At 34.6% G+C, this 2,725-nt stretch carries 2 protein-coding genes; both read left to right on the top strand.

All coding sequences use genetic code 11. The features are described from left to right. Positions 1-316: 316 nt before the first annotated feature. A complete protein-coding gene (locus J7K39_11955) occupies positions 317-1,123 on the top strand; it encodes a tyrosine-type recombinase/integrase (GenBank protein ID MCD6180607.1) in 807 nt (268 codons plus the stop codon). Beyond that, positions 1,120-2,310 (top strand): IS91 family transposase, encoded by a 1,191-nt coding sequence (locus J7K39_11950; GenBank protein ID MCD6180606.1) that lies wholly within the window; start codon positions 1,120-1,122, stop codon positions 2,308-2,310. Before J7K39_11955 ends, J7K39_11950 begins: the two co-directional genes overlap by 4 nt. Positions 2,311-2,725: the final 415 nt, after the last annotated feature.

The raw sequence follows: 2,725 nt of genomic DNA, 5'->3' as shown, positions 1-2,725 counted from the left end.
TCTAGGTATTTGAAGACCATGCATTCCAAAGATAAAGAAAATTTAGAAAGAAAGGCTTTGTAAGTCGGTATTTAACAGAATATTTATATAATTTTTACAATATTTCTTGAGCTTATCTTAAAATGCAGCCATTCTGATTTATTTTAGTTTGTTTAATATGCTTTGTTGAACAAAACCAAAAGTAGCCAAATCCTTTGACATAGTCAAATCCGTATACCATGTTTTATTAATTAAAACATATATGATGGAAAATTCAAATGAAATTTCAGTTAAGGAGTTAAATTCTTTACTGGAGAAGATGAAAAAGCGTTTGGCGGTGAGCAATCATTCCGACCAAACTATTATAAACTATACACGTTGTGTGGAGTATTTATGCAAACACACTGGAAAACATCCTGCGGATACTGAAATAGATGAAGTTACCGACTATCTCTACCAGCTTCAATATCATAAATTTAGGGCTTGGCGAACCATTAAAATCTATGTTGCAGGTTTGCGCTGGTATTATACTCATATGCTTGATAGGGAAAAGTTTGCATTTAAAATACCTTACCCTAAAGAAGAGCAGGATCTGCCTGTTATTATAAGCAGAAAAGAACTTCATAAACTATTCTCTAGTAGTGATAATGTAAAGCATAGATTGATGCTGACCATGCTCTATGCTTCTGGACTCAGGCGTAACGAATTACTTAACCTGAAGATAGAAAACATTGAAACAAATGATGGGAAATTCAGAATTAGGATCAACCGCTCCAAAGGAAATAAAGACAGATATACCGTTTTATCAAAGAAACTATTACCTGATTTAAGAGCGTATTTTAAAGCCTATAAGCCTGTAGACTTTCTGTTTAATGGCAAGACCAAAGGAAAACCTTTAACAGCTAGTGGTCTTAGGCATGCTCTTAAGATGGCGAATAAAAAGTCTGGTATAAAACAAATCAATCTGCACATATTGCGACATTGTTTTGCTTCGCATGCGTTGGAAGATGGGATGAACATAAAAACACTACAAGCTATCCTTGGCCATGCATCCATAAAAACAACCATGATTTATCTTCACGTGAGCGAAGTTCCCCTTTTTAAAGGATTTAGTCCTTTTGATAATTGGGAGGATATGTCATGAAAAGTCTAATAACAAAAGCTTTTGAGAGTTTTAGCGGGGAATATCTCCGCTTTAATTCTGCTACCATTGATCAGCATAAAGTCATAGATTCTATTAAAATATGTAGAACAGAAAAACTAGGGTTTAATGTTCAAGCTTGCCAAGATTGCGGTATTATGCAAACGCATTATAATTCGTGCAGCAATAGGCACTGCCCCAATTGTCAGGCTATAAACAAAGACAAATGGATATTGGCAAAACAAAACGATTTATTGCCAGTAAAATACCACCATACTGTTTTTACTATTCCTTCTGAGCTACGGACTCTCTTTAAATTTAATAAAGCGCTACTCTATAATTTACTCTTTAAATGTGCTTGGAATACTATCGATAGCTTTTCTGAAAATCCTATAAACCGGATTGAAGCAAAGATGGGGATGATTGCAGTCTTGCACACTTGGAAACAGGATTTAGAATACCATCCTCACCTGCATTGCATCATCCCATCGGGTGGAATTACAGCAAATAACAAATGGAAATCATCACCAACCGATGGCGATTATCTTTTTAATACCCAAGCCTTAGCTTCAACATTTAAAGGGAAGTTTTTAGAACAACTAAAGAAGTATTTTAAAGATGGTGAGCTGAAATTTTGGGATTTACAAGATCAAACACAAAAGCAATTTTTCTACCATTTAAAGGAAACTCTTTATAATAAAAACTGGGTGGTATACTCCAAGAAAAGCTTTAAAAACGAGCAGTCAGTTTTTGAATACTTAGGCAGATATACTCATAAGATTGCCATTAGCAATGCCAGAATAAAAAGCGTTACAAATAAAAAGGTATCCTTTGAATATACCGATAGAGCAGATGATTATAAAAAGAAAATCCGTACTTTAAAAGGTGAGGATTTTATCAAACTCTTTTTACAACACGTTTTGCCTGCAAGGTTTATGAAGATCAGAAATTACGGATTTTTATCATCCCGAAATAAAACCAATATGCTAGAAAAAATGCACGAGCATTTTGAACTTTCCAAATATCAAAAACCGCAAAAAATATTGGTGGCAGATATTCTGGAATTGGTGTATGGTGTAGAAATAGGAAAATGCAAACACTGCGGAGGAAGGATGCTTCTGGTAGAAGCTAAAGCAAGGCCAAAAGCTTTGGTTGCTGAGCGTTGCCGAAGTGCACCTAAAGTAGCATAATGCCAACGAAACCATTTTTAACCAAAAAGAAATTAAACGTGAAATTTGACGTAAGGCAATACTTATGTTTAATTGTATAAATGTAAGCTAATGAAAATGAAAACTACCAATGAAATAAACAAATAAGGATGAAAAATAACTCATTATTTACCTCTTTTACCAAATTCCTGACCTTCTCAGCTAGAATTAACAAATTAAGGCTCTTGATTGAAATTACATATAGTCTGAAATAGCTGCCCCCACTACTTTTGGTGTCGTTCAACAATGCAGATAAAAACCGTCTAGCTCTAGCTAAACGGAGTTTTTATCTGCTTAGGTGTTACAGCACGTATTTTTTATCTCCTTTTTCCTCCTCCTTTTGATTTTGCAGAAGGTTTATTAGCAGGTTTAGTCGCTCGTTTGGAAGCGGGTTTAG

It is taken from the genome of Bacteroidales bacterium, assembly GCA_021157585.1.
In the GTDB taxonomy this organism is placed as follows: Bacteria; Bacteroidota; Bacteroidia; order Bacteroidales; family UBA12170; genus UBA12170.
This window is presented reverse-complemented; position numbering and strand designations above follow the sequence as displayed.